General features: G+C 42.1%; 21 protein-coding genes and 1 pseudogene. 6 read left to right on the forward strand and 16 right to left on the reverse strand.

Annotated elements, in window-relative coordinates:
• Window positions 1–154 precede the first annotated feature (154 nt).
• The gene (locus MKY34_RS15550; RefSeq protein WP_342512035.1) at window positions 155–493 is read right to left on the reverse strand and encodes an S-Ena type endospore appendage; all 339 of its coding nucleotides are present in this window, start codon (window positions 491–493) and stop codon (window positions 155–157) included.
• A gap of 89 nt (window positions 494–582) precedes the next feature.
• The gene (locus MKY34_RS15555; protein ID WP_342512036.1) at window positions 583–1,242 is read right to left on the reverse strand and encodes a CotZ-related putative spore coat protein; all 660 of its coding nucleotides are present in this window, start codon (window positions 1,240–1,242) and stop codon (window positions 583–585) included.
• 224 nt (window positions 1,243–1,466) lie between these two features.
• Between MKY34_RS15555 and MKY34_RS15560 the strand changes: the two genes are divergently transcribed.
• Window positions 1,467–2,450: a hypothetical protein gene (locus MKY34_RS15560; protein ID WP_342512037.1), complete on the forward strand. Its 984-nt coding sequence runs from the start codon at window positions 1,467–1,469 to the stop codon at window positions 2,448–2,450.
• A 138-nt stretch (window positions 2,451–2,588) separates the two neighbouring features.
• Here MKY34_RS15560 and MKY34_RS15565 read toward each other — a convergent pair whose 3' ends face one another.
• From MKY34_RS15565 to MKY34_RS15575, 3 genes are all read right to left on the reverse strand, one after another.
• Window positions 2,589–3,929 carry an FAD-binding oxidoreductase gene (locus MKY34_RS15565; protein ID WP_342512038.1) on the reverse strand — a complete coding sequence of 447 codons (1,341 nt, stop codon included), beginning with the start codon at window positions 3,927–3,929 and terminating at the stop codon, window positions 2,589–2,591.
• A gap of 234 nt (window positions 3,930–4,163) precedes the next feature.
• Entirely contained in the window at window positions 4,164–4,637 is a 474-nt protein-coding gene (locus MKY34_RS15570) for a CBO0543 family protein (protein WP_342512039.1), read from the reverse strand.
• Window positions 4,555–5,712, reverse strand: a complete 1,158-nt coding sequence (locus MKY34_RS15575) for a DUF2515 family protein (RefSeq protein ID WP_342512040.1) — start codon at window positions 5,710–5,712, stop codon at window positions 4,555–4,557. Before MKY34_RS15575 ends, MKY34_RS15570 begins: the two co-directional genes overlap by 83 nt.
• A 63-nt stretch (window positions 5,713–5,775) precedes the next feature.
• Between MKY34_RS15575 and shc the strand changes: the two genes are divergently transcribed.
• From shc to MKY34_RS15595, 4 genes are all read left to right on the forward strand, one after another.
• Window positions 5,776–7,686 carry a squalene--hopene cyclase gene (shc, locus tag MKY34_RS15580; protein WP_342512041.1) on the forward strand — a complete coding sequence of 637 codons (1,911 nt, stop codon included), beginning with the start codon at window positions 5,776–5,778 and terminating at the stop codon, window positions 7,684–7,686.
• A gap of 151 nt (window positions 7,687–7,837) precedes the next feature.
• Window positions 7,838–10,171, forward strand: coding sequence for a xanthine dehydrogenase family protein molybdopterin-binding subunit (locus MKY34_RS15585; RefSeq protein WP_342512042.1), 2,334 nt, complete (start codon window positions 7,838–7,840; stop codon window positions 10,169–10,171).
• Window positions 10,158–10,997 carry an FAD binding domain-containing protein gene (locus MKY34_RS15590; protein ID WP_342512043.1) on the forward strand — a complete coding sequence of 280 codons (840 nt, stop codon included), beginning with the start codon at window positions 10,158–10,160 and terminating at the stop codon, window positions 10,995–10,997. The genes MKY34_RS15585 and MKY34_RS15590 overlap by 14 nt, the downstream gene beginning before the upstream one ends.
• Window positions 10,997–11,467, forward strand: a complete 471-nt coding sequence (locus MKY34_RS15595) for a (2Fe-2S)-binding protein (RefSeq protein WP_342512044.1) — start codon at window positions 10,997–10,999, stop codon at window positions 11,465–11,467. The genes MKY34_RS15590 and MKY34_RS15595 overlap by 1 nt, the downstream gene beginning before the upstream one ends.
• A gap of 103 nt (window positions 11,468–11,570) precedes the next feature.
• Here the strand turns inward: MKY34_RS15595 and MKY34_RS15600 are convergent, their stop codons facing one another.
• From MKY34_RS15600 to MKY34_RS15620, 5 genes are all read right to left on the reverse strand, one after another.
• A complete protein-coding gene (locus MKY34_RS15600) occupies window positions 11,571–13,244 on the reverse strand; it encodes a ribonuclease J (protein ID WP_342512045.1) in 1,674 nt (557 codons plus the stop codon).
• Between the two features lie 56 nt (window positions 13,245–13,300).
• Window positions 13,301–14,554 (reverse strand): YbfB/YjiJ family MFS transporter, encoded by a 1,254-nt coding sequence (locus MKY34_RS15605; RefSeq protein ID WP_342512046.1) that lies wholly within the window; start codon window positions 14,552–14,554, stop codon window positions 13,301–13,303.
• 335 nt (window positions 14,555–14,889) lie between these two features.
• Entirely contained in the window at window positions 14,890–16,242 is a 1,353-nt protein-coding gene (gene brnQ / locus MKY34_RS15610) for a branched-chain amino acid transport system II carrier protein (protein WP_342512047.1), read from the reverse strand.
• Between the two features lie 37 nt (window positions 16,243–16,279).
• Complete coding sequence (locus MKY34_RS15615; RefSeq protein ID WP_342512048.1) at window positions 16,280–17,260, reverse strand: proline dehydrogenase family protein; 981 nt, start codon at window positions 17,258–17,260, stop codon at window positions 16,280–16,282.
• Between the two features lie 32 nt (window positions 17,261–17,292).
• Window positions 17,293–18,276, reverse strand: a complete 984-nt coding sequence (locus tag MKY34_RS15620) for a proline racemase family protein (protein ID WP_342512049.1) — start codon at window positions 18,274–18,276, stop codon at window positions 17,293–17,295.
• 205 nt (window positions 18,277–18,481) lie between these two features.
• On the opposite strand from MKY34_RS15620, the gene MKY34_RS15625 reads away from it, so the two are divergent.
• Entirely contained in the window at window positions 18,482–19,855 is a 1,374-nt protein-coding gene (locus MKY34_RS15625; RefSeq protein WP_342512050.1) for a sigma 54-interacting transcriptional regulator, read from the forward strand.
• A gap of 595 nt (window positions 19,856–20,450) precedes the next feature.
• Here the strand turns inward: MKY34_RS15625 and MKY34_RS15630 are convergent.
• From MKY34_RS15630 to MKY34_RS15655, 6 genes and pseudogenes are all read right to left on the reverse strand, one after another.
• Complete coding sequence (locus MKY34_RS15630) at window positions 20,451–21,263, reverse strand: SDR family oxidoreductase (protein ID WP_342512051.1); 813 nt, start codon at window positions 21,261–21,263, stop codon at window positions 20,451–20,453.
• Window positions 21,264–21,281: 18 nt separating this feature from the next.
• Window positions 21,282–21,671, reverse strand: coding sequence for a MaoC/PaaZ C-terminal domain-containing protein (locus MKY34_RS15635; protein WP_342512052.1), 390 nt, complete (start codon window positions 21,669–21,671; stop codon window positions 21,282–21,284).
• Window positions 21,672–21,687: 16 nt separating this feature from the next.
• The gene (locus MKY34_RS15640) at window positions 21,688–22,131 is read right to left on the reverse strand and encodes a MaoC family dehydratase N-terminal domain-containing protein (RefSeq protein ID WP_342512053.1); all 444 of its coding nucleotides are present in this window, start codon (window positions 22,129–22,131) and stop codon (window positions 21,688–21,690) included.
• A 15-nt stretch (window positions 22,132–22,146) separates the two neighbouring features.
• Entirely contained in the window at window positions 22,147–23,292 is a 1,146-nt protein-coding gene (locus tag MKY34_RS15645) for an acyl-CoA dehydrogenase family protein (protein WP_342512054.1), read from the reverse strand.
• 52 nt (window positions 23,293–23,344) lie between these two features.
• Window positions 23,345–23,794, reverse strand: coding sequence for a hypothetical protein (locus MKY34_RS15650; protein ID WP_342515281.1), 450 nt, complete (start codon window positions 23,792–23,794; stop codon window positions 23,345–23,347).
• Window positions 23,792–24,928 (reverse strand): annotated as a pseudogene (locus tag MKY34_RS15655) (AMP-binding protein); the annotation flags it as partial. The gene MKY34_RS15650 and the pseudogene MKY34_RS15655, both read right to left, overlap by 3 nt.
• Window positions 24,929–25,014: the final 86 nt, after the last annotated feature.

Here is a 25,014-nt window from a genome sequence, read left to right on the forward strand (position 1 = left end):
TTTATCAAAACGCTATTCTTTTATGCCACTTGACCAAAAGAGTAGCGTTTTCAATGTGAGCTATACACTTTTACCATCAAAAAGCGCACAGGCCTAATGCTAGCCTGTGCTAAAATCCTTCTACTCTTTTATGAGGGTTATTCCCTCGATACACTTAGAAATTATAGTTTAATGAGAAAGAAACTTTGACCGCGGTACTAACCGTCCCTGTTCCAGATCCTTGAATCTCAATGCTCGTTAAATTATTGACAGTAATGGAAGCTGATTCGCCTGGTGGGACCGTTAAAATGGGCGTGGTGACTCCATTTATGAGCAGCCCGGCATCCCATGCATTTGTTAACCCCAAGTTCTCTACAAGGATGGTGCCATTGATCATAAAGTTCGTCGTATTTTCCCAAATCGATATTGCTGCAGTACCGTCCGTTATCGCTACCGTCGTACAAACTGCATCATTGACACTACCTGAATTTGAACAACAGCCTAATTTCGCCAAAATAATTACCCCCATTGTCTTTTTGCATGTACATTCCATTGTATGTTCACCATTTCTAGTGTTAGGGGACAAATCATTCAGGTCGACACTTAAAAATATAGCTTCTTTTTTTCACAAAAATGAAGTTGCAATTCAATCATTCCTTTCACTACATCCACCGGCGTAGCTATTTCAATCGATTGTAACTGACAGACAGTCAACGACCTAAACTCATCTTTTGGCACTTGTAAGCGAATAGACTTTTCTTTTGTATAGAGAGTTAGCTCTACCTGCGGATCTGTTCCCGTGTAATGAACACTAACGGTCTCCGCATGCAATTGTTCTTTTCCGTCTAGTCTGTATATCGTTTTCGGTACATCTTTTTTACATAACATAAATGGTAAGCAAAGCTGATCGGTTACCACATAGGATACTTGTAAGTAATCAAATACCGGTACATCTACAAGAGTAAGCCCACAAAAACGATTCGAATTGACAACCACTTTTGCCTTCGTGCGAAACAAATGCCCGTTACAATCGCAAGGTGCCAGCACTTCCAATACTACGCACAGCTCTCCACCATGAATAGAATGCACAGTAAAGAACCTCGACTTAAAAAAACATCCCCTTGAAAAACCGAATACCGTAAAGGGTGTGCCGTCTCTTCCCACTAACATAAATGGTACGGCAGTCTGACATTCGAATGGGTTCATCGCTTGCTGATTCACCGTGTCGATTTCCTTTAATCGATCCATCATCCAATTGGGCAAGAGGTAGTCCTCCTTATAACAATCGAAGTAGTATGTATTGCTATAATACGTCAGATAAAATCCTAGGGACACTCTGCTACAATCCATTGGAAATGTATCGTTGCCCGTAGCTTCTACGATGCATGCATACGAGTCAGAATCATCAACAAAAAAACAGTCGTAAGTCAGGCATCTATTTTTCGTTGGCTTTATTATGCTATTATTACCAATAAGGGGGAACGTCTATGAATCTATTGTTAGTAGTTGGCATCATCGCTCTTTTTGTTTTACTGTTGATTTTTGCAAGACGGCAGCGTAACTACCAATATTCAAAAAAACTGGTTGCTCCACCGTGGGCTGATCAAGAAACACAACAACTTTTTCAACAATTTAACCAAGCCTGGTCCACCACAATTGAAACAACTGTAAATGAGCGTATTCAGCAAGCTGGGCACACCTTAGCGAATTCAGAATTACGAGAACGTTGGTATGAACTCAAGAAATTTCTGTTGTTAGCAGGTGTCTCAAAAGGGCTTCCGATGTTTTCTACACAAGTAGATGATCTATGGCACTTCTTTTTGGATGAAAAAGAGCTATATCAGGATTTTTGTGTAGCATTTATCGGGGAACGTATCGAACACTATCCGCACGAAACGCCAAAAAACTTACCGACGGAACGCGCCTGGTTTGACCTATTGTATGTATCGTTTTTCAATGTGACCTCTCATTCGCATCTATGGGGAGAATTTATGCAAAATAGACAAGAACATAGACGTTGGACTGAACAGATTGCCAATCATCCGAAGGACGTCATCGAATCCTTTGGCAGGCAGACCTCCAACGCAACATCTGTTTATACTTTGGCGGCATTTCTCGCATTCGCCACAGAACAAATGACGGCGGGAAGCCAAGTAAAACGCGTGAATCAAATAGATGGCTATTGGTACGGTGCTGCGGTCTTTTCTTTACACGGATCTGACCCTATCCAAGAGCAAAAGAAAAAACACCATAGCACGTCTTCTGCAGATGGATCTGGAGGATATGCAGATAGCCCTGAACAAAAAGAACAATGGGATGAAATCGTTGCGGAAGTCAATACGTTTGAAGCGGGAAGCAACACTGGATCTGGAACCGGATCTACATCCACAACCTCATCACATACCCATTCCAATGACGGAGGTTCAGATTCGGGGAGTAGTTGCAGCTCGTGCAGTGGTTGTTCTTCGTAGTGTAGTGACCAAAAATTTATATCGAAAAAATGTCCCTTTGAAGTAAATACAAAGGGACGTTTTTCAGTTTCGGAATGATTGATTTAACAGTGGAATCAGCCATTCATGCTGAAGTGCCTCCCTAAAAGTTAGACACGGTTATTTAAGGGGGATGCTCAAAGGGAAGTTGAACACGTTACACGGATCGTACTGGCGTTTAATTTTCATTAATCGATTAATATTGTTTCCATAGTAGGTGCATTCCCAGTCCTTAATGGAAAGATCCGGAAAGTTAACGTAATTGCCTTTCATATAGGGGAGCAAAGCTTTTCGAAAATCATTCACCCAGCTCAGATTATCCAATTCTTCTTGATCCGTATCCCATGTTGTTGCAAACTCTAAAATATACTTCGCGTCTCGGTAGTAGTAAGCCGTTTCAGATGGCGCCACATCACTTACCGCCCCGCCCAAACTCTGTCCCCATACATCAGAATGACAATTCGGTGCATTCCTCAAAAATTCTATCATCGTTTCAATTCCCTCTGATGGTAATCTGCAGTATGCAAAAGCACCTGTATTTTTGAATTTGTGAAACTCTAGCGAATCGGGTTCTGCAAAAAACTTTACAGCTTCGTTAAACGGTACAGTTTTCAGCATTACTTCCGTCGGTGTTCCAGCTTTAAGTAGCGGTTTTAATAAATCCTTTAACTCTTTCTTAGTGCCTAGTAGTTGGCCAGTGGAGGTGATGGTACCATTTAATTTTGAACCGAGTGTAATATCGGTGGTAAGTCTTCTGCATGTAAAAGGTGCCCAGTTTTGCCAGGTTCGGAAGACGGTTTCGATATCTTTCCAATCCCATTTAATCTCGTAAATAGAAACATTGCGAATCGGATGTACCTTAAAAACAAAGGTTGTAGCGATGCCAAAGTTCCCCCCGCCTCCGCCAAGCAAAGCCCAGAAGAGATCACGGTTTATACAGTCATTCGCTTTAATGACTTTTGCGCCTTGTGCTCCCGAAGTGACAACCATTTCAACTTCTAGCAGATTGTCGATGGTCAGCCCCCATATCCGGTGTAAAAAACCGATTCCGCCACCAAGTGTTAACCCAGCGACACCAACATCTGGCGCCGTACCCGCTGGAATGGTTACACCATACCGAAATAGCTCTGTATAAAGGTCGCCCAGCGGAATCCCCGTTTGTACTTTAGCAATTCCTTTTTCTTTATCAACATGCACCTTTGTCATTTCACTCATATCAATAATGATCCCTTTATCTACTAATGAAAAAGCTTCAAAGCTATGTCTGCCGCTTCTTGCACGTAGTGGAATGTCGTTTTCTCGTGACCATTTCACTGCATTCAAGACATCTTCAATACATTGACAAAACACAATCACAAGTGGGTACTTAGTAAATCGAGAATTGTAATCCATGCGTGCTTGATCATAATCAGGAGCACCAGGTAATACTATCCGACCTGTAAGTATTGTTTTCCCCTTCACTGTATCTACCCCTTATTTTCATCTTTCACAATAAGCGTGATGCCTTGTTCATATAGCACGCGAAAAAATCAGCATAATTTGAAAGTTATTTTTAAAGGCTTCAATAGCACTTGCTGGCTTTAGGAAGAAAAAGAGACCAATCTTTTAGCAACTTATGACGCGGTGATATCGGCTGTACTGTAAAATTCCACAATCGTTTTGTATAACTTCACATCACCGTGTACTATTCCTTTACTATCGGATTTTTCCCTGTCTCTTTCCCCATTTAAAAATCTTCCATATCAATACAAGAAATACGAAATAACCTACGAAAGAATAACTATGATCCCATTGAGCCGTATGACGAAAAAATCCCCATTGCACCGATACTTTCTCCACGACAGACGCAAGTATACTAAGGAGCAAGATGAAAACAAGTCTACTCCATCTAGGCATTTTAGCTGCTATCAAAAGGAATATCCAAGTAGAAATAGGGAGGATTAGTAATGTAAAAGCAATATTAATTGAAAATACATCAGGAAAAGGGCGAATCGGGAAGGCATAAAGATTTTTCCCTACAAAAATTAAATCTAAATATGTCCCCACCAAAGACGCAATGACAATGGCAGGCAGATACAAAGCTATGTTACGCAAAAATCCTCTCTTTGGCGATAGTGGCAATTTCGAGGTTTTCAAGTGTTTCACAATACCCTCCCATGATTTTTCCATTAATCGATTCTTGTTCTTCCAAAAGATATTCAATCATATACCAGTGCTCATACCAATCGCCAGGCTCCGCCTCAGTATGGGTAACATTATCCCACGCGTACTCCAGTCGTGGGCTGAACAACCGAAGCGCTCCCTTTCTTAACCGGCAAGACTTTAACCTTTTCGAAATCATTGCTCCGGGCATTCCTTCGTTAACATCATTAAATATCTCCGGCCAATAATCCTTGCGTGAACCTGTATGGGGATGAGCGGTTGCCCAGCGATAAACGTCTTCTAACAAATTCCCTTTATGAAACAACAACTGATATAACCTTTTCCCAAGCATAATACGCTCATGGAGTGAACCAAAACGATGGAGTGTTAGTCCAGCAAGTGACGCCCTTTCTTTCAGGTCTCCCCCCTCATTATATGGAAACAAAATATGATTAAATGACAGAAAATCCTGGATGACAAACTCCAACGTCTGAAAAACCTTCTTCTTATACAAAGGATTTTGCACTATTCTATTCTCCAAATAGTTTTGTTCATTAATGACAAGTGCCATTGCCAGCACATAACAATCTCTTTCTTTCCAAAAATGATGCCAAATCACTTCCATAAATTGAGAGACGTTCAAATAAGGTAATAAATAAAATAAATTTCGATTTTGGTATTTGCTTTCTTCATATAATAGGAACTGTGGATAGGCATCCTGAAAGATTAACCAATTGCCACGTTCCAAAAAAGAAAAAAAGTCCTGTCTTGTTTTTTCATGCATGAGCCTAGATAAAAAATCTCCATTTAAATCTGTCATATTCCATCCGCCATTCCTTGACACCATATGGCCAAGAAATGCCCAGTGGATTTCTGGGTGAAGCGTATAAAAATCGAGATATGCTTTTGTTCTTGTCTTATTATTGACATTTAACTGTTTCGTTTTTAACCGAATTGATTGAAGGAGCAGCTGATCTTCATTGGCTAAGTTTTGCTCATCTTGAATAGGAACACGGTTATTATTTTTTAAATCCGCTTTAATTAACCGTAAATTTTCTGGAAGTTTCAGTCTTCCTCCCATCTTTCTTAAATAATGAAGCATGGGCCACCTCCACAAAAAATTCTACCTTCATATATGATTATGAACAGGTGTATATATATTTATATGAATGATCTTGGTGAAGGAGATGGTGATGCATTGAAATATTACACAAAACCAGTAATTATCCATTTAATCCAACAGTTACAAAAAGACCAAGTTACTGATGGCTCATGGGATTACCCCTTTGATACAGGTATCTCGACGGATGCTTATATGATTATTTTATTGAGGTCATTGGAAATAAATGACGAAAATTTAATCTATCAATTAACCGAAAGAATTGTCAGCAAGCAGGAGGACAATGGTGCGTGGAAACTTTTTCACGATGAGGATGGAGGGAACTTATCCGCTACAGTTGAAGCATACTACTCCCTTCTTTACTCCGGCTATGTGAGCAAGGAAGATGCTCGGATGCTGGCAGCAAAAAAATTCATATTAACAAATGGCGGCCTTGAGCAATCGCATCTGTTCACAAAAATCATGCTGGCGCTAACAGGTCAGTATCCATGGCCCGCTTATTTTCCAATCCCAATTGAAATCATCCTCTTCCCCCCTCATTTCCCTGTCAATTTCTATGATTTTTCCGTATATGCCAGAGCAAATCTCGCTCCGATCATGATTTTAGCAAATAACAAATACGTCAAAACAACAGAAAGAAGCCCCAATCTATCCGATCTTGTACTTTCAGACGCAACAGATGCGTTTTTCAACATGCAAGATGTCCAAGAATTTTTTTCGCTAATTGACCATGACCTTAAAAATTTGCTAGGTTTACCCCAAACCATTCATTCTTTGGCCATCAATCGAACAAAACAGTATATGCTCGATCATATTGAACCAGATGGAACTCTCTATTGTTATTTTAGTTCAACATTCCTGATGATATTTGCCCTGCTCTCTCTTGGTCATCCCACCAATGATTCACTCATTGTAAAAGCAATCCAAGGGCTGAAAGCTATGAAATGCACAATTCGTGGCCACACCCATATCCAATATACAACCGCAACGGTGTGGAATACTTCTTTAATCAGCTACGTCCTTCAAGTTGCTGGCGTTCCTCCTACTGAATCCGTCATCCAAAAGGCAAATCAATATTTAATCGCAAAGCAGCAGATTGAATATGGTGATTGGGCGATTCATGATCCTGGCGTTCCCCCTGGAGGTTGGGGCTTTTCGGCTAGTAATACAATGAACCCCGATGTAGATGATTCTACCACTTCATTAAGAGCTATTTCACAGCTCGTTTGGTTAATCCCGACCTTCCACCAAGCATGGAACAAAGGCATTCGTTGGGTCATGTCGATGCAAAATCGTGATGGCGGATGGCCTGCCTTTGAGAAAAATGTAGATAACGAATTATTGAACTTGCTACCAATTGAAGGTGGACGTTTTTTATTGACCGATCCAAGCAGTGCCGATTTAACTGGCAGAACACTTGAATTTCTTGGAGGATATACTAATCTCTCTAAAAATTATGATGCCATGAGACGCGGAGTCGATTGGCTCGTTCATCACCAAGAAAAGGATGGATCATGGTACGGTCGCTGGGGAATTTGTTATATTTACGGGACATGGGCGGCAATTACTGGCCTCATTTCAGCAGGCGTACATCCGGAAAGTCCAGTTATCCAAAAAGCTGTCAATTGGCTACTCACCATTCAAAATCCTGACGGCGGCTGGGGAGAATCTTGTAAAAGTGACCTCGCTTCTCATTACGTCCCTCTCGGATCCAGCAATATCACGCAAACAGCATGGGCACTTGATGCACTTATTGCGGCTTCGGAAAAGGTGACCAAGGAAATTAAGACAGGAATTTCCTATTTACTAGCGTCCTATAATAAAAATGATTGGACCCATTCCTATCCAGTTGGGCAAGGAATGGGTGGGGCTTTCTACATCCACTATCATAGCTATCCATATATCTTCCCTTTGCTTGCTCTCGCTCAGTATCAAAGGAAATTTTCAGAATCATAATAAGGTGAAGGTTTCTCATTGAATGCCAAATTGGTTAGAACCCCGCCCCCTTCACTAAACCATATTTATGTAATTTTCCCATCTACGCATAGTTCTTATCCTGAAGAGCAATAGTATAGGTATTAAAAGGGTTACGAGGTGGCATACATTCATGAGTTGGAGCATTGGAAAAAGTATTCAACGCAAAGATGCGCTTGAAAAAGTGACGGGAGCAGCGAAATATACAGCGGATTACACAACTACAAATATGCTACATGTAAAATTGGTTATCAGTTCCCATGCGCATGCAAAACTAAGAGAAATCGATACTTCAAAAGCATGGGAAGTACCTGGCGTTCGCGCTGTACTTATCGGTCAGTCACTTCCACTTACCGGTGATGAGGTAAAGGATCGCCCTATATTGGCATTCGACAGGGTCCGTTACCACGGAGAGCCGATTGCTGCTGTTGTCGCTGATCATCCATTTCAAGCTAAAAAAGCGGCGGAATTGATTACAGTTACCTATGAACCGTTACCTGTCGTGAGTTCTCCTAAGGAAGCGTTACTACCAGATGCGACTTTAGTGCATGAAGAGCTAGCGCATTATGAAAAAACACAATATGTCTATCCAGAACCGGGATCAAACATTGCGAACCGGACTAAAATTAGAAAAGGTCATATTGAACAAGGATTTCACGACAACACTGTCGTAGAGGAAAGCTTTTCTTTTTCCCCTTCAGACCATATCGCAATGGAAACAAGATGTGCCACAGCAGAAATTAAGTCGGGCGGATTTGTACATATAACTTCTGCAGCGCAGGCCCCCTATCGAATCAAAGAACAAATAAGCAATTATTTTAACTTAGACGAAGGAAAAATCATCGTAAAAGCACCATTCGTTGGCGGAGGATTTGGCGGAAAAATAGCTATCCACCTTGAACTCATTGCCTATTTAGCAACCGTTGCGGTCGGGGGTAGACCCGTTAAACTTCACTATACACGAGAAGAAGATATGATCACTTCCCCCGGTCGTGTCGGACTTGACGCGACCATAAAGCTTGCGGCGACGAAAGACGGCAAGTTAACAGCAGCAAAAATCTTGTATTTATTTGATAGTGGCGCCTACTCAGATAAAGGTTCGGTGATTAGTAAAGCGGCAGCGGTAACTTGTACGGGGCCTTACCAAATTGAGCATGTCTGGTGCGACTCACTTTGTGTTTATACGAACCATCCATACGCAGCGGCTTACAGGGGATTTAGTCACTCTGAACTGTTATTTGCTTTCGAACGCTCCATGGACATCCTCGCTCGAAAACTCAAAATAGATCCCCTGGAACTCCGTAAAAAAAATGCCATTTTACCAGGCCATGTATCCCCCACACAAATACCGCTGAATGACAGTACGGTCGGTAATTTGCCAGGTTGTATCGAAAAACTAAAAGATTTAATGAACTGGAAAGCGGGAGCCATCGTTCAAGTGGACGAGTTTAAAGTACAAGCGAAAGGAATTAGTTGTTTTTGGAAAACATCGACAATCGACTCAGGAGCCAGTTCAGGAATCATGTTGCTTTTTAATCCAGATGGCAGTGTAAACATCCTTTCCGGAATTGTGGAAATTGGAATGGGTACGAAAACGATGCTCGCACAATTGCTTGCCGAGAAGCTAAAAATGAATATCAATAACATCCATGTCCACATGACAGTAAATACACAAACTACGCCCGAACACTACAAAACCGCTGCCAGTAGAGGAACGTTAATGGCGGGGCGGGCGTTATTAAAAGCCGCTGAAGATGCCATTCAACAATTAAAGAATATCGCTTCACATGTGCTTATCTGTTCGCCCGATGACTTGGAGGTCGGCTATGAGAAGGTTTATGTCCGCGAGGAGCCAGATACATTTGTCCAGGTAAAGGATGTTTGTTATGGGTATACTTATCCAAATGGCTATGCAATCGGTGGACAAATCATTGGAAAAGGAAATTATACATTAAGACATTTAACGCATCTCAATCCCGAAACTGGAGCAGGAAAAACGGGACCTGAATATACAGTAGGCGCTCAAGGCGTGGAAGTGGAATTCAACACAAGAGATTTTACCTATCGGATCCTAAAAGCTTATTCGGTAATCGATGTGGGGAAAGTACTTCATACAAAATTGGCACAGGGCCAAGTGATGGGCGCGATGAGCATGGGATTAAATCATGCAAGTAGTGAAACATTTGTATTTAGCAAGGATGGAATCGTTCAAAATCCAAGACTTCGCACATATAGCCCCTTTCGTTATGGAGATCATCCCGAATACATCGTACACTTCCTCGAAACCCCTCACATCGACGGGCCATTCGGCGCACGTGGCATTGGGGAGCACGGATTAATCGGCATGCCTGCAGCTCTTGCGAATAGTTTGTCAATCGCTGCAGGAGTGAATCTAAATAAACTCCCACTCACACCTGAATACATTTGGAAGGAAAAGAAAGCGGTGACGATAGATGATTTCCTTTGACTTTGACTATTATCAACCAGCCACGATTGAAGAAGCGATACAACTATTTCACACGTTGGATGAACAAGGGAAAAATCCACTCTATTTTTCAGGTGGAACAGAAATCATCACACTCGGAAGATTAAATCGGATCGTTACAGACGCTGTCATTGACATAAAAGCGATTCCTGAATGCACGGCTTATCGTAAGAAAGGCACGACGCACATTTGGGGCGCTACATTATCCTTATCAAGGATACGAGAGATAGGGGCCTTCCCCTTTTTATCTAAAACAATTGCGGAGATTGCAGACAATACCGCCCGCAATAAAATTACATTGGGTGGCAATATTTGTGCCAACATCTTTTACAGGGAAACGGTTTTACCGCTTTTATTAACCGATAGCCAAGTCGTCATTGCAAGCCGCACCGGTTTAAAACAGCGGCCCTTACGTGACGTATTTGACCAGATACTACAATTGGAAAAAGGGGAATTTCTGGTTCAAATCATAACTGAACAAAGCGAAATCGACTTGCCATTTCTATGCATAAAAAAACGAAGACAGTGGGACGTCGGGTATCCTTTGATCACAACAGCGGCCCTTAAAAAGAACGACCGGCTCAAAGTAGCGTTTAGTGGATTATGCGCCTTTCCATTTCGCAACCAACAAATGGAGAAATCCTTAAATGACCTTCAGCTATCGAGGGAAGAAAGAATCGAGCAAGCGCTCCAACAGATTCCCGCAACGATTTTAGAAGATGTGCATGGCTCTGCAGAATACCGAATGTTTGTTTTAAAAAATACGTTATTGGATATACTGGATGCTTTTGAAGGGGCGGAGTCATAATGGGTAGTCACGAAATAACGTTACAGATTAATGGCGAAGAACGTTCGGTTCACGCACGCAATACAGATACATTACTCTATGTCCTTCGGGAGAAGCTCGGCTTAACAGGCGCAAAACCCGGGTGTTTGAACGGAGATTGTGGCGCTTGTACCATTGATGTTGATGGGCAACCGATGAAATCCTGTTTAATGCTCGCCGTTGAGGCAATGAATAAAAAGGTGACAACTATAGAAGGGCTTCAAAACGCCCCCATTCAAACACAGTTCATCGAAAAATTTGCTTTCCAATGTGGCTATTGCACCCCTGGCTTTATTATGAATTGTCACTCGTTAATTCAACAGCATCCAAACGCGACCGATACGGTGATTAAAGATTGGCTAGAATCAAATATTTGCCGTTGTACTGGGTACAAAGAAATTGAAGAGGCCATCAAAGCAACTTTACGAAATGTCCAACAATACCGTTCATGACAATCGAAACCCAAAATCAGATATTCAAATAATTTTTCACAACGTGTAAAAGAGCGGACCCTCTATACTTACAAGGGGTTCGCTCTTTATAATGGGGCTGACATTAAATTTCAATCATAATCGGAAGAATCATCGGCCTTCTTTTGGTTCGAGCGAATAAAAACGTTTCCGTCGATTTCTTTATTTCCTGTCTCAATAGATTCTTTTTATTGCCATTGGCACCTTGTAATTTTGTAATTGTCGTGATCACTAACTGTGTCACCTCATCCAAGAGAGCTTCTGCATCTCGGCGATAGACAAAGCCACGGGAAATGATATCAGGATCAGATACTAATCGACCATCCGATTTATTCAAAGTAACTACAATGACCAACATCCCTTCCTCCGAAAGCAGTTTACGGTCACGTAATACAATGTTCCCAACATCGCCAATGCCCATCCCGTCTACAAAAATCCTCCCCGATTGTACTTTTCGTGTTTGGCGGGCAACCTGATTATGAATATCGACAACATCTCCGTTGTTAACGATAAAAATATTTTTTCTTTCCACGCCAACAGACTCAGCTAGTAAGCGATGCTGATATAGCATCCGAAATTCACCATGAATCGGTATGAAATATTTTGGCTTCATTAACGTTAGCATCAGTTTTAATTCTTCCTGACAGGCATGTCCTGAAACATGCATCCCCGTTACAGTCCCCGATCCATAAATCACTTTGGCACCCAAAAGAAATAAATTATCAATGATGCGTGAAACACTTTTTTCATTCCCAGGAATGGGCGTTGAAGCAAAAATAACCGTGTCTTCAGGATGAACTTCTACCTCACGAAAACTGGATGTAGACAAACGAGACAGAGCTGCCATCGGCTCCCCTTGACTGCCTGTACAAAGAATAACAACCTTTTCAGGGTCCATCCCTTTCACTTCATGCTTCTCCATTAACATGCCTTCCGGAATCGCTAAATAACCAAGTTCCGATGCAACAGCCACGACATTTACCATACTTCGCCCGAGCAACACAAGCCTGCGGTTTGTTTTTTGCGCCGCATCTACTACTTGTTGGACACGGTGAACGTTAGACGCAAACGTAGAAATAAACACTTTCCCACGCGCTTTGCGGAACGCCTCTTCAATATGCCCGCCCACCTGTTGTTCAGAAGGGTTAAACCCAGGACGTTCTGCATTGGTACTTTCCGATAACAGCAGCAATACACCTTTCTTTCCGATTTCCGCCATCTTATGAAGATCGGGATAGTCATGATTGACCGGCGTCAAATCGAACTTAAAATCACCGGTATGTACGACTGCGCCTTCAGGTGTATGAAAAACAACGCCAAGACAATCGGGAATACTATGGCTTGTTTTGAAAAATGTAACCCTCACAGCCCCAAACGCTATATCCGATTCTGAATTAATCAGAACCAACTCGGTTTTCCGAAGCAGCCCATGCTCCTTTAATTTCAATTCAATAAGCCCTAACGTTAAACGTGTTGCATAAACCGGGACATTTAACTGTTTGAGAAAGTATGGAATCCCACCAATATGATCTTCGTGTCCATGCGTCACGATTAATCCACGGATTTTATCCTGATGTTGCTTCAAATAGGAAATATCCTGGATGATTAAATCAATGCCTAACAAACTTTCATCTGGAAACTTGGAACCACAGTCAATGACAACAATGTCCTCTCCATATTGCAAAACATACATATTCTTTCCGATTTCATTGATACCGCCTAATGCGAAAACCGACAATGTTCTTTCAGTTGTAGTCAACGATGCAATCCTCCTACTTTGAAATGATATTCAAAGTATGCCCGCGAGGAACTTTTTTATGATTTAATATGCTCAAAAGAAGGCTCAGGTAAATGATGGAGTGATTGGCTATCTTCTTTTTTCCGCAATCTCAACGAGAACAAAAAAGCGAGCAATAACAAACCACTGCATAAGAGCAACGCAGATGAAATTCCACCTATATGATCAATCATCCAACCGCCAAGACCAGGTCCAAAAAGCTGTCCTAATGCGAAATAAACAGTGACATAGCCTAAAGCGATAGGAGCGTAGGATGAATGAATCTGTTCCGTTGACAGCGCTTGAATGAGCGAAAGCATGCCAACGACTGTGACTCCCCAGAAAAATTGACTGACAACAAATCCGATGAATACAGGGAAAATCACTGAAATAAGCATAGATGCCGCTCCTGTGACAAGCGTAATGACCAAAGACTTCTTCCGTCCAATCTTATCGGAAATCATTCCCCATAACGGACCGCTGAAAATGGACATCAACCCGCCAAGAGCCATAATTTGTCCGGCCACAAAGCGATCAATCTTGGCTTCTAATATAAAACTAAACAAAAAACTTTGTGGAAGTAAATAAGCGAAACCAATCAAACCGTAAATAATAGCGACAAGAAGCACGCACTTATGCAAATACACTTCCCGCCAAAGAGATTGGCCCTTTTGTTCCTTTTTCAATAGTGGTATGGGTGGATCTCGCAAAATAAGCAGGGCTACTAGCGCAAACAATAGCGACAAAAGTCCATAGACAAACCATAAATACCGCCATCCATCGATTGAAAACCAGGTCGTAAACAACGGAATTAACATACTTGAAATAAGCGTCCCAAGTCCGAGACCACTGACGAGAAAACCAATCATCATCCCCCGCCGCTGTGGAAACCAACCAACCACAATATTCACGAGTGGTGTATATGCGAAGGCGGTTCCAACTCCAAGGGTAATCATCCCTACAAGGCTCGCACTAAAGCTTTGAACCATTGCCAAATACATTAAGCCAGTAGCGACAAGCAATGTCCCGAAAACAACTAATCTCTTAGATCCCCATTTCGTTGCGAGCATACCCGCAAAAAGAACCATCCCTAAATAACCAATTGAATTTGTCGTTGCTAATATTCCGGCCTGTTCGTATGATAATGACAAGCTTTCTTTCATAAAAGGCATTAAAATTCCATATGACATTCGCCCAAAACCTAGCGTACTAATCGTCACCACGAGACTTGCAAACGCATACCTCCAAATAGGCTGTTCCTGGTTCATTTTTCCATCCACAAATCGGTTCATGAATTCCAAACCCCATTTCACTGCCATCCACTTTTTAGCAGAATACTGCCTCTACTATAACAAGAATGTTGTTAAATAGGCAAATAAATAAGAATTATCTAAATAATTATATATATCTAATAACGTTCATTGCACTACTAGGAGGATGAAAAAAGAACTTATGTAAGATTCCACGTCACCATGGACACCCTTGCGTTAAGCTAACTGTTACCTCCGCCTTCACAGTTCGGGACTTGCATCCTATAAACTATGCCCATGCCGGGCACACCATAAAAAGACGGCTTCGCATCGAACATGCAAAGCCGCCTTTTTTAGAGAAATCCATTACAAAACGATCAATGGACTTCTTCACCTGCGAGATTAATCAATGTCGTGGATTCTTTTCTCGATTTTGCAACAACCAAGCCAATCACAAATCCAATGATACCCGTCACAATCCATCCTGCACCATACTCAAATAACGGGATAAATCCGAACATGTTATTGATGGCTTCTGGTGCCACTTTCGCATCCTTCAACGCATCTAGAACCGCAACAAAGCCTACACCAATGATTGTGCCAACATAAACCGATTGATGGCCATTAAACAAGTTGTTCGCAAAGATGAGAACAATTAACGCAATCGCTAATGGATACAACAACAATAAAATCGGCGATGCCAACGTCAAAATCGTCGTTAGGCCAAAGTTTGTAATGACTAATCCTAACAAAGCGAAGATTATCAACCACTTTTTATACGATACACTTGGTACAATTCGTTCAAAATATTCTGCAACCGCTGCCAAACAAGCAACATTCGTTGTAATACCTGTCAATAAAATAACCGTTCCAATAATATAAACCCCAAATTCACCAAACAATACAATCGCACTTTGCGCCAACACTTCTCCGCCATTTGCCATATAGCCAAGTGGCGTAACACTCGAAGCACCGATCCATGCCATCGAAACTTGCAAAGCAACCAAGCCGATGATTGTAATCATACCTGCTTTTATAAAGATCTTCGATACTTCCTTATCGGACTTAATGCCATAGGAACTAATGGACTTAATGAAAATTCCCCCGAATACAAAAGCAGCGAGAACATCCATTGTATAATACCCTTGCGTAAATCCTTTTAAGAAGGCGCCCGTAATATACTCTCCTTGCGGCTCCCCAAAGCTCCCCATCGGCGTGATAATGGATTTAGCAACAAGGACAACTAACAGCACAACAAAAATAGGTGTAATCAGCTTTCCTAAACGATCGACAAACTTCGTCGTGTTCCATGATAGGAAAATCGTTAAGACGATAAATGCCAAAGAGAAAATAAATAAATATAAGCTCGTACTCGATTTATCTTGCACTAACGGATTCACCGCAATTTCGTAGACAACCGACGTTGTGCGCGGCACGACATAAATCGGCCCTAGCGTAAGAAACAGTAAGATGGAGAAAACGGTTGCAAATACTGGATGCACCCTTCCTGCCAACTTCTCTACCGTTCCGCCTCCACGCGTTAACGCGATAATGGCAAGTAAAACCATCCCAACACCCGTGATTAAGAAACCACCCATCGCAATCCACGTATTCGTTCCTGCTTGCTGCCCTAACATTGGTGCAAATATCACGTTACCTGCCCCTAAGAACATCGCAAAAAGCATAAAACCAATCGCTAACAACTGCGAAAACGATATTTTTTTCTCCATGTGTATTCCCCCTCGTATGAAATGTGAACCCGTTTTCTTAGCCTTTTCTTCGTTTGCTCGCTCTGCCTAACAAAAATGCGCCCGCACCAATGCCAAGTAGTGTATTCGTCTTTTTATTGAACATTTGCTTCGCAACAAGGTTTAGATTTTGAGGACGCTCTGCCAAGCGGCGCATGAAATAGCCGTACCAGTCGACGCCAAATGGTACATACGTACAGAATTTATAGCCTTCATTTGCAAGTTCAAGCTGTAAGTCCGTTCTAAAACCGTAGAGCATTTGGAATTCAAACTTATCTTTTGAGATATTATGTTCTTCCACAAACTTTTTCACATGATTAATGACGTGGTGATCATGTGTCGCGATGGATGAAAATTTACCATGTAGTAAATGATACTCAATCAAGCGGATATAGTTTGCATCGATATCTTTTTTATCTTGGTACGCCAAATGTTCTGGCTCTTTATAAGCGCCTTTCACAATTCGCATACGGAAGTCCTTGTATTTTTGCAAATTTTCATCTGCTTCATAGAAATAAGCTTGAATCACCGTTCCAATATTATCGTAATCCTTGGAAAGCTCATCAAGAATGTTAAATGATGGCTCTAAATGTCCATAATCCTCCATGTCAAAGTTGATGAAAATCGCATATGCATGTGCTTTCGCCACAATCTCCTTCAAATTGTCGAAGCAGAACGTATAGTCAACGTCTAAGCCTAACTGTGTAGGTTTTAAGGAAATATGCGCATCCAATTCATGTGTGTGAATGGCTTCGATAACCGCTAAAATTTGTGTTTTCGCTTCAAGTGCCTCTTGTTTCTCAAACACGAATTCCCCTAGGTTATCAATTGTTACGGAAATACCCTTTGCATTTAACTTTTTAACACTTTCAACCATTTGTTCCACTGTCGTTCCCGCAACAACGGACTGCGCGCCTAATTTTAGCCCCCAACGTTTTGCACCGCTATTTAACACCTTGTTTTGTGATAATGCCATAAAGAAATCTCTTGCTACGCTCATAACGAATACCTCCGATAATTTTAGTTAGTTTGTTATTTCAATAAAAATCCTGCAGTATAAGGATCTGTCGCTTCCAATGAAAATTGATGGACACCTGTCATCCAGGCAGACCCTGTAATTTTAGGGATGATTGCTTGTAAATCTTGAACCGTCGTATGCTTGACGACCGTTCCTTTAAAGCGCGAACCAATGATGCTCTCTTGGATAATTTCCTCACCTTCAGCAAGCGTCAACGTCGCCAATTTCGCACAAGTACCTGTACCACAAGGAGAGCGGTCGATTTGTCCATCTCCAAATACGACGGTATTTTTATAGTGATTCTTGCCAACTTCCAAACTAAATTCCACAAGATCAATGGTATTAATGGCCGGTATTTCAGGATGTTCAATTACGAGTTGTTCGTTTGCAGCTTTCCTGATGGCTATTCCAAGTGCTGTAATTTGATCCTGTTCATCAATATCCAGTGTCAAATTCAATTGATGGGCATCGACAATTGCGAAGAAGCTACCACCAAATGCAATATCCATATGCACCTGTCCGATTCCTTCTACTAAAACGCTTACATTTTTTTGCAATAAGAAAGCCGGTACGTTAATAAAGGACACTTCTTTCACTTTGCCGTCTTCGTACGTGACATGACACTCCACCACGCCAGAAGGTGTATCCAGTAATACCTTGTCTTGTTTCGCAATCAGTCCTTGATTGATGGCAATCGTAACCGCCGCAATCGTTCCGTGGCCACACATATTGAGATACCCGCCACTATCCATAAATAATACACCTAACTGGCATTGTGGATTACACGGTTCCGTTAAAATCGCACCAAACATATTCAGGTGCCCTCTTGGCTCATGCATAAGCAACTTGCGTATATCATCCATCTTCGTCTGCATGTAGTTTTTCTTTTCCATCATGCTCGTCCCATGGATTTCTGGGATCCCATCCACCACAATCCTCGCCGCTTCACCCATCGTATGCGCATCGATTGTTCGAATGGCATTCTCTACTATTACCATAAAGCATTACTACCTCCTACGTACACTGTTATTTGTTGCACATTACTATCTATTGCAAGAATCGTGCCAAGTTTCAAAAGTACATAGAATCCCCCTATTGCAATCGTTCACATAATTCATTACAATAAAAACTGTTCAGTAAGTTTACAGTATTGTAAACTATACATATACACTATTGTTTATTCCAGAAAGGATGTCTTCATCAATGCAGAACAACCTCCTAGAACATTCCCTCTATTATTTGAATGCATTAATCGAAACGAGTTCTGATGCCATTGTCATCATTAACGCACTCGGTGAAGTAGAATATTGGAATTCACAGGCCGAGCGCATATATGGAATCCCCCTTTCCAGTATTAAAAAGAAAGACATTAGTAATTTTTTCAAAAAGGAAGATTTAAAACTATTCGAAATCCTTGAAACGAAACAACCTGTTTTTAATGTCTACCATCAACCACAGCCTGATAAGCATGTACTCATCAGCTCATCTCCGATTCTCGATCATCAAGGGAACCTAATCGGAGCCATTTCCATCGATCAGGACATCACGAACATTGTAACGTTAAACGAAAAATTAGCATTGAAGACGACTGAACTACAAAAAGTGAAGCAACAATATCACTTACAAGAACAAATAGGACCCTTAGCGGATATTAAAGGGCATAGCGGCGCCATTCAAATCGCAAAGAGTCTCGCGCTTAAAGTGGCGAAAACGGATGCAACCGTGTTAATTCAAGGAGAAAGTGGTGTAGGGAAAGAACTGTTTTCCCAAGGGATTCATGAAGCAAGCTTACGAAAAGATCAACCTTTTGTTCCTATTAACTGTGGTGCCATCCCCGAAGCGTTATTCGAAAGCGAGTTTTTTGGCTACGAAAAAGGTGCCTTTACAGGAGCCCATAAAGACGGCAAAGCAGGAAAAGTAGAGATGGCAGACGGCGGCACTTTATTTTTGGATGAAATCGGGATGTTACCGCTGGATATGCAAGTGAAGTTATTACGAGTATTACAAGAGCGAGAAGTGTCTCGTATTGGTAGCAGCGTCCCTATCAAAGTCAATTGTCGCATCGTTGCTGCAACGAATAGTGATCTAGAAGATATGATTAACAAAGGACAATTTCGTGAGGATTTATATTACCGCTTAAATGTGGTGTCCCTACCTATCCCGCCGCTGCGAGAAAGAATCGAAGACATTCCGACGCTAGTGACAAACTTCGTACAAGAACATTGCATAAAATATCAAAAAGAATGCCCGACGCTACATACGAGCGCGATGGAAATATTTACAAGTTACCATTGGCCCGGCAACATCCGGGAGCTACGCAATGTTGTGGAACGCATGGTCATTATGATTGATAGTACAACGATTCATGCAGACGATATTCGAACCATTTTCCCTGTAGCCATCCAACCACGGATCGATAAGGAAGGGCTTCCCCAAGAGAAAGCGCAATTAGAGCGTGATCGCATTCAGGAAGTGCTCATTGAGACGTACGGCAATAAAAGTGCCGCCGCAAAGATTTTAGGCATATCGCGCGTGAGCCTTTACAATAAAATTAAACACTATCAGATTGATGTGTAAAAGAGAGAGATAAGTAAACAAGAGGACGCCTCGCCTGTAGCGATACGTCCCCTTGTTTGTATGAGCCAGTTGCTTCTCTTCTTACATTCAATTCTTGATGAAAAGTTCAAAGACGACAAAGCACACTAATGTAAAAACTTTGCATTCTAATATAAAAAAACCAACTACAAAAACGATGTGAAATCGCTTCTATAGTTAGCATTTATCTTCATTCAGTAGAAAACTTCCACCTCGATAGGTGGCGAGATGAATGCAGTTTTGTTTTTCTGTTCAGTAGGTGTTCAAACACCCGCTGAACGATAGAGGAACACAGGCTAAGGTCGCCACGTCCGAAGAGCAGTGCCTTAATTTCTGCAAAAAGCACAGAAATACGGCAAATCGAACACCTCGCAGTTCGATTGGCAATGCCTGCATGACCTGCGTCGTGCAGGCCCAAGCCTCCGACGTACAGGATGTACTAGTGCCGACAATGCCACAGGACGTGGCGTTTTTGTCAGCCGGCGGATGTCACAGATTTTTTAAAGGAGCTTTTCGAGCTTGCTCGAAAAAAATCTGGACGCAATTACGCCGAGGCGTAATTAATGAGCATACAGGCTTACGTATACATGCCGCCGCTAATGTTAATAACATGTCCATTAATATAATTCGATTGCGGAGAGGCGAGAAAGAAGATGCTTTCTGCCGCTTCTTGAACTGTCCCTACTCGCTTTTGTGGAATCGCTTGCGTAAACATTTGGCGCGCTTTTTCAGGAATACCAACAGCTATACCATTCACAACCTCACCATTTTCTTTCGCTTGCGTAAGGCGCGTATCAATCACACCGAAAGCAACCGCATTGCAGTTGATATTGTAGGCAGCCCACTCTTTCGCCACCGTTTTTGTTAAACCGATCAGTCCTGCTTTCGCCGACGAATAATTCGCTTGACCAGCGTTCCCCATAACACCCGCGAGAGAAGAGACATTCACGATTTTTCGATAATTGACCTTCCCTTGCTCCAAATCGGCCTTTCCTGCATCACGTAAATAAGGAGCTGCTTCACGAATCAAACGGAAAGGGGCAATGAGGTGAATATCCAGCATCTTTTGAAATTGATCATCCGTCATTTTGTGAATCACATTATCCCATGTATACCCCGCGCTGTTCACTAAAATATCTAGCTTACCAAAGGCCCCGATTGTTTCATCCATAATCCTCTTCGGAAAGTCAGATGCCGTCACGTCCCCAATCACTGCAATCGCCTCGCCGCCATTCGCTTTAATTGCTTGAACGGCTTCCTCTGCTGGCTCGTGATCCATATCTGAAATGACGACACGCGCCCCTTGTTCAGCCATCATCTCAGCTAATGCACGCCCTACTCCTCTACCTGAACCGGTAATAATTGCGACTTGGTTTTCTAGTACTTTCATTGTGATTCCTCCCCCATGTTAATTCGTTTTTGCGACGACAAACTGGCCTGCTAACTTAATTTCTTCCACCTCATTTTTAACAATCAGATCACCAACTAAGCGTGCTTCACCATTCTCTTCAATTTCCTCATTCACTTGGCCAGTAACGTTCAACTTCTCACCCGGATATGACATCTTCGTAAACCGCACATTGAATTGACGCAAATCTTTGCGCGGAAACCATTGGCTCAGTGCTTGCCCAGCGAAGCCCATGACAAGCATGCCATGTGCAATAACTCCACCTAAGCCCGCCTGTTCTGCCACAGGCACCACTGTATGAATCGGATTAAAATCTCCAGAAGCACCCGCATATCGTACCAATTGGGTATGCGTTATTTTAGGTTTTTGCAATTGAGGTAACGTCGTCATAATCCTTTCCTCCCTTTCAATGTCGTTCAATCACAACAGCCCGTGCAACAAGCACTTGCTCATTGTGTTGATTGGTATATGCCTTCTCTGTCGTGATAAGATTCATGCCTTTTTTAGTAATCGCTTCTGTCACACGTGTCTTAACCGATATTTCATCCCCCGCACAAATATCATTCAAATAGTCATAGCCCTGCTCGCCGTGAAGAACCTTAAGTGGATTCATCTCTAACAAGGTTACGAGAGACTCAAAATCTGGTCCCGCCCATAAATCAATGACCGTTGCAAAGGAAGGCGGCATGGGCACGTCACGAAAGCCCGCTTGCTGGGCCGCTTCCCTATCAAAGTAGATGGGATTATCATCTCCAATCGCCAAAGCAAACTCCTTAATTTTCCCTCTTTCTATCGTAAATTGATATGGCTCAAATTCCATTCCAACCTTACTTACAAGATCTTTCCCCATAGCTATTCCTCCCCTTTATAATCCCAGATTTTTAGCGATAATGGTTTTCATAATTTCATTCGTTCCGGCGTAAATGGAAGCGACCGGTACATCGCGATATCTTCTAGCAATCTGGTACTCTTCCATATATCCGTAACCACCGTGCAATTGCATGCATTCACTCGCCACACGCTTCGCCAAATCCGTGAGCCACCATTTCCCCATGGACACATGTGTCACGATATCTTCCCCTGCCATATGCTTAGCGATTAAATCATCGACAAACACACTGCCAATTTCAATTTCCGTTGCCATTTCTGCTAGCTTAAATTGCGTGTTTTGAAATTTACCAATCGGTTGGCCAAATGCTTGACGACTCTTCACATACTCCAACGTAATTTCCAGCATCACTTTGGATTGTGTAATGGAACCCATGCAAAGTCCTAGTCGTTCCTCTTGCAATTTACTCATTAAATAATAAAATCCTTTTCCTTCCACACCTAATAGATTACGAGCAGGTACACGCGCATTCTGGAAGATCAATTCCGCAGTATCCTGTGCATGCAGACCAACTTTATCCAACTTTTTCCCGCGAGTAAACCCAGGTGTATCACGTTCAACAACAATCAGGCTAACCCCTTTATGAGCAGGAACGATGTCCGAATCCGTTTTACAGACGACAACAACCAGGTCAGAATGAATACCATTCGTAATGAAGGTTTTCTCACCATTAATAATATAATCGTCTCCATCACGCACCGCCGTTGTACGAATGCCTGCTAAATCAGATCCCGCCCCCGGCTCCGTCATCGCAACGGCGGTTATGATATCGCCTGATACACATCCCGGCAACCAACGATGCTTTTGTTCCTCATTACCAAAAGCATTCAGATACGGCACGACTACATCATTATGCAGACCAAATCCTAATAAGCTTGATCCAACACGTGTTATCTCTTCTGTAGCCACGACCGAGTAACCAAAATCTGCGTTAAAACCTCCATATTCCTCCGCTAGCCATGGACACAAAAAGCCTTGCTCCCCCATCTTCTTCCACAAAGCACGCGGTATGATTCGATCCTTCTCCCATTGGTCATAGAAAGGTACTACTTCGATTTCAAGGAATTTCCGGAATGCTTTACGAAAAATAGCATGTTCTTGCTTCAAATACGTTTTCTCCACATGTAACGCCCCTTTTCATCCTCTATCGTTTGCAACAGACCTAACTAATAACCTAATTGATAAGCTTTCCTTTCTCCGTCCAAAACTGATCACGCAATGCGCGTTTCAAAATTTTTCCTGCTCCACTTCTTGGTAACTCCGCTACAATATCAATCGTTTTCGGTGTTTTGTAGTTCGCTAGTCTTTGTTGCGCAAATGATAAAATGTCTTCTGCCCTCGCGGCATCAGGCGCATTTAACACAACACAAGCCTTAACCGCCTCTCCCCATCGATCATCTGGCACGCCAAACACCGCACATTCTAAAACAGCCGGATGCGCCGATAGTACCTGTTCAACTTCTAGCGAATAGACATTTTCACCACCTGTAATAATCATGTCCTTCGCCCGATCAACGATATAGTAATAGTTCTCCTCATCCTTGTAACCCATGTCGCCTGTAAAATACCAACCATCTCGTACAGCACGTGCTGTTTCCTCCGGCAATCCCCAATAACCTTTCATAATATTCGAACCTCTCGCAACAAACTCGCCTACCTGACCTATTGGTAGCTCATTGCCTTCCGGATCCACCACTTTCATTTCCACTCCTTGTACCACTTGTCCACAAGAAGTAAGCCGCTTTTCATCCTTCTCCGTTCCATTTATCACATGATCCTTTTCTTTCAAGACTGTAAGTACAGGTGATGCTTCGGTCATACCAAATGCTTAAAAAAATTGCACATCTGGTATCATTGCGTGTGCCTTTTTCAGCAAATCGACGGACATAGGTGATGCTCCATACGTAATTCTTCGGACAGACCGGATATCATAGTTGTGAAATTCCGGCTCGTGAAAAAGAAATGTCAGCATCGTTGGAACAAGTGTAACAACGGTAACCTTGGCATCTTGGAATGCTTGTAACACGCCTTTCGGAGTAAACATACGGATAATCGCATGCGTTGCCCCCATCATCGTATATAAAAATGTAGAGCCTTGGTCAGCTAAATGAAACATAGGGGCCGCATGAAGATAAATATCCTTGTCAGTGGTATTAGCATTTATGAGTAGATTATAAGAATTACTGATTAAATTTTTATGCGTCAACATAACGCCTTTAGACCTGCCTGTCGTACCACCTGTATAAAAAATGCCCGCTACGTCTCCATCATCTATACCTTCATAGGACAACGCGACTTCTGACTGTGCATCAATGAGCTGTTCATACGATTCCATATGCGTGGAATCTAATGTAGCAATTACTTCAGCGTCCTCCGCAATGATTACATGACGAATACCTGATACATGTTCTCTGAAATGAGGAACGGCAGCTACAAACTCTTTATGCACATACAAAATACTGACACCTGCATTATTCAAGACAAAGGTGTTTTCCACTGCATTTGCTCGAATATTGAGTGGTACAACGATTGCACCGAGGGCGGTTACAGCATACATTAGTTCAATGTAGCGAAAATCATTCAACATTAACATGCCTACGCGATCGCCTTTTTTAACACCCATGTCTTGAAGCGACTGTTTCAACTTTGCCGTTCGACTAGTCAATTCTCGATAAGTGAATTGGTGTTCCCCATCAATAATCGCTACTTTCTCCGGATACGTTCGTGCTGCATACAGCAAACCTTTTGTGATAATCATTTTACATCCCCCTTGTAAATGAATGGAATTTTAACATCACATCTTGCTAGCACCGGCTTGACATCCTATTTCACAGTTTTCAAGTA

It is taken from the genome of Sporosarcina sp. FSL K6-1522 (assembly GCF_038622445.1).
GTDB lineage: Bacteria > Bacillota > Bacilli > Bacillales_A > Planococcaceae > Sporosarcina.

Coding starts and splice junctions, on each gene's coding strand:
- MKY34_RS15625 (WP_342512050.1), top strand. CDS start 18,482: ATGCAGAACAACCTCCTAGAACATTCCCTCTATTATTTGAATGCATTA.
- MKY34_RS15585 (WP_342512042.1), top strand. CDS start 7,838: ATGAGTTGGAGCATTGGAAAAAGTATTCAACGCAAAGATGCGCTTGAA.
- shc (WP_342512041.1), top strand. CDS start 5,776: ATGAATGATCTTGGTGAAGGAGATGGTGATGCATTGAAATATTACACA.
- MKY34_RS15605 (WP_342512046.1), bottom strand. CDS start 14,554: ATGAACCGATTTGTGGATGGAAAAATGAACCAGGAACAGCCTATTTGG.
- MKY34_RS15570 (WP_342512039.1), bottom strand. CDS start 4,637: ATGGAAAAATCATGGGAGGGTATTGTGAAACACTTGAAAACCTCGAAA.
- MKY34_RS15650 (WP_342515281.1), bottom strand. CDS start 23,794: ATGAAAGGTTATTGGGGATTGCCGGAGGAAACAGCACGTGCTGTACGA.
- MKY34_RS15560 (WP_342512037.1), top strand. CDS start 1,467: ATGAATCTATTGTTAGTAGTTGGCATCATCGCTCTTTTTGTTTTACTG.
- brnQ (WP_342512047.1), bottom strand. CDS start 16,242: ATGGAGAAAAAAATATCGTTTTCGCAGTTGTTAGCGATTGGTTTTATG.
- MKY34_RS15575 (WP_342512040.1), bottom strand. CDS start 5,712: ATGCTTCATTATTTAAGAAAGATGGGAGGAAGACTGAAACTTCCAGAA.
- MKY34_RS15640 (WP_342512053.1), bottom strand. CDS start 22,131: ATGGGGAAAGATCTTGTAAGTAAGGTTGGAATGGAATTTGAGCCATAT.
- MKY34_RS15620 (WP_342512049.1), bottom strand. CDS start 18,276: ATGGTAATAGTAGAGAATGCCATTCGAACAATCGATGCGCATACGATG.
- MKY34_RS15595 (WP_342512044.1), top strand. CDS start 10,997: ATGGGTAGTCACGAAATAACGTTACAGATTAATGGCGAAGAACGTTCG.
- MKY34_RS15615 (WP_342512048.1), bottom strand. CDS start 17,260: ATGAGCGTAGCAAGAGATTTCTTTATGGCATTATCACAAAACAAGGTG.
- MKY34_RS15590 (WP_342512043.1), top strand. CDS start 10,158: ATGATTTCCTTTGACTTTGACTATTATCAACCAGCCACGATTGAAGAA.
- MKY34_RS15630 (WP_342512051.1), bottom strand. CDS start 21,263: ATGAAAGTACTAGAAAACCAAGTCGCAATTATTACCGGTTCAGGTAGA.
- MKY34_RS15635 (WP_342512052.1), bottom strand. CDS start 21,671: ATGACGACGTTACCTCAATTGCAAAAACCTAAAATAACGCATACCCAA.